Here is a 2,377-nt window from a genome sequence, read left to right on the forward strand (position 1 = left end):
ACCGAGACCGCCCGCACCTTCGACGCGGCGAGTGGTGATTTCGACGACCTCACCCCGGCGTGTGGGGTCCGGCCGGACAGGCACTGGTCTTCCAGCTGGGCGTCTCCCCGGGCGAAGCGGTGCTCGACGCGTGCTGCGGAACGGGATCGTCCGCGCTTCCCGCCGCCGCGGCCGTCGGGCCCGACGGACTCGTCCACGGCGTCGACATCGCCGACGAGATGCTCGAACGCGGCCGCCTGAGCGCGGAACGCCGCGGCCTGAAGAACATCGAATTCGTCTGCGCGGACGCCTCGAGGTGGGAACCGCCCTCGGACGTACCCGCTCCCGGCTACGACGTGCTGGCGGTCTCCTACGGGGTGTTCTTCCTCCCGGACATGGACCGCGCCTTCTGGCGCCTCGTCTCCCTCGTGCGGCAGGGCGGACGCGCCGGTGTGACGGTGTGGCGACGCGGGGCGATGGAGGAGTTCTCGTCGATCGTGTTCGACGTCGCGGCCCGCCACTCCCCCGAGCCGCGCGACCGCGGCGCTCTGCGCGATCGCATGCCGCTGCACCGGATCGACACTCCGCGGACTCTCGAGGCATGGCTCACCGATGCCGGAACGGATTCCGTGGAGGTCCGCACCCTGTCGAATCTGCTTCCCGCGACCGACGAGCTGTGCTGGTCGCTCGTGACGGGTACGGGTCTGCGTGCGGCACTGACCGGGCTCGACTCCGAGCAGGTGGCAGCGGTACGGCACCGGATCGCCGACGAGGTCACGGCACGCGGCCTGCACACGATCGACGCCACCACTCTCGTGGCGACGGCCACGGTGCGGCGTCCTCCGGTCTCGGGCTGACGACCGGCGGACGCGCCCTGCGCAGCACCTGAGACAATCGGAGTCATGACGCTCGCCTCCTCCGCCGACGATCGACGTTACGTTCTGACCCTGGGCTGCCCGGACACCACCGGGATCGTCGCCCGCATCTCGACCTTTCTCGCGGAGGTCGGGGGTTCGATCGTCGAAGCGGCCTACCACGCCGACCAGGACACCGGCTGGTTCTTCACCCGTCAGGCCGTCCGGGCGTCGTCGATTCCGTTCGGCCTCGACGAACTGCGCGAGAAGTTCGCGGGCGTCGCAGCCGACATCGGTCCGCAGACCGAATGGACGCTCTCCGACACCGGCAAGCGCAAGCGCATCGTGCTGCTCGTCAGCAAGGAGGCGCATTGCCTGCACGACATCCTCGGGCGGGTCGCAGCAGGCGAACTCGACGCCGAGGTGTGCGCCGTCATCGGCAACCATCGCGATCTCGAACCGGTCGCGCAGCGGCACGGCATCGAATTCCACTACGTGTCGTTCCCGAAGGATCCCGCCGAGCGCGGCCCGGCCTTCGAACAGGTGCGCAAGCTCGTCGACGCCTACGACCCGCACGCGGTGGTCCTCGCCCGGTTCATGCAGGTACTCCCGGAGGCGCTGTGCGAGCACTGGGCCGGACGGGCGATCAACATCCACCACAGCTTCCTGCCCTCGTTCATCGGCGCACGGCCCTACCACCAGGCATTCACGCGTGGTGTGAAGCTCATCGGCGCGACCTGCCACTACGTCACCGCCGAACTCGACGCCGGACCGATCATCGAGCAGGACGTCATCCGGGTCAGTCACAGCGACAGCGTCAGCGACATGGTCCGCCAGGGCCGCGACGTCGAGAAGCTGGTGCTCTCGCGCGGCCTGCGCTGGCACCTCGAGGATCGCGTGCTGGTGCACGACAGCAAGACCGTCGTCTTCCGGTAGAACACCGGCCGGCGCCGGCGAACCGACTCAGCCGACGGGCACTCCGGCTCGTTCGACGAGGTGCGCGAGCTCCTCGTCGAACCTGTCGATCGCTTCGACCGAGCTCATGTGCCCGATGCCGTCGAGCACCACGAGACGTTCGAGATTGCCCGCGCGCTCGAGTTCCTCGGCCAGGCGCCGAGCGTGTACGGGCGGGGTGAGACGGTCTGCCGTGCCGACGAGCACCGTCGTCGGCACGGTGAGATTCTGCAGGCCCTCCCGGATGTCGAGAGCGCTCAGTGCCCTGCCCCAGCCACCCCGCGTGCGCGGCGGGCACCCGAGCACGATCCGTTCGCAGAACGCCACCTCCGCGGCGCTCGCACCGGGCGAGAGAGCCACGTAGCGCAGTGCCCGGGTCGTCACGGCGGACGACGCCAACGGGACCGTCGCACCCATGAGCCGGCTCGCCACAGGTGCCGGTACCCGCGGGAAGCGTTGCGGCAGAGGCACGATTGCCGAGTCGGCGACCAGCCGGTCGGTGCCGGTGCTCGCGAGCAGCACACCCGCGACCGTGCGATCGACGTTCTCCGGGTACTTCTCGGCCCACGCGATGATGCTCATCCCGCCCA

2 protein-coding genes and 1 pseudogene are annotated in these 2,377 nt (G+C 69.7%); 2 read left to right on the top strand and 1 reads right to left on the bottom strand.

Annotated features, from left to right (window positions below; genetic code table 11):
• Nucleotides 1-836: pseudogene (locus tag R1101_RS28010) on the top strand (class I SAM-dependent methyltransferase); the annotation flags it as partial.
• Nucleotides 837-881: 45 nt separating this feature from the next.
• Nucleotides 882-1,769, top strand: a complete 888-nt coding sequence (gene purU, locus R1101_RS0121390; RefSeq protein ID WP_016935297.1) for a formyltetrahydrofolate deformylase — start codon at nucleotides 882-884, stop codon at nucleotides 1,767-1,769.
• A gap of 27 nt (nucleotides 1,770-1,796) precedes the next feature.
• Here the strand turns inward: purU and R1101_RS28015 are convergent.
• Nucleotides 1,797-2,377, bottom strand: a 581-nt coding sequence (locus tag R1101_RS28015; RefSeq protein ID WP_037224452.1) for an alpha/beta hydrolase, incomplete at its 5' end; no start/stop codon positions are given.

Source organism: Rhodococcus sp. R1101 (genome assembly GCF_000278445.1).
Classification (GTDB): Bacteria; Actinomycetota; Actinomycetes; order Mycobacteriales; family Mycobacteriaceae; genus Rhodococcus; species Rhodococcus gordoniae.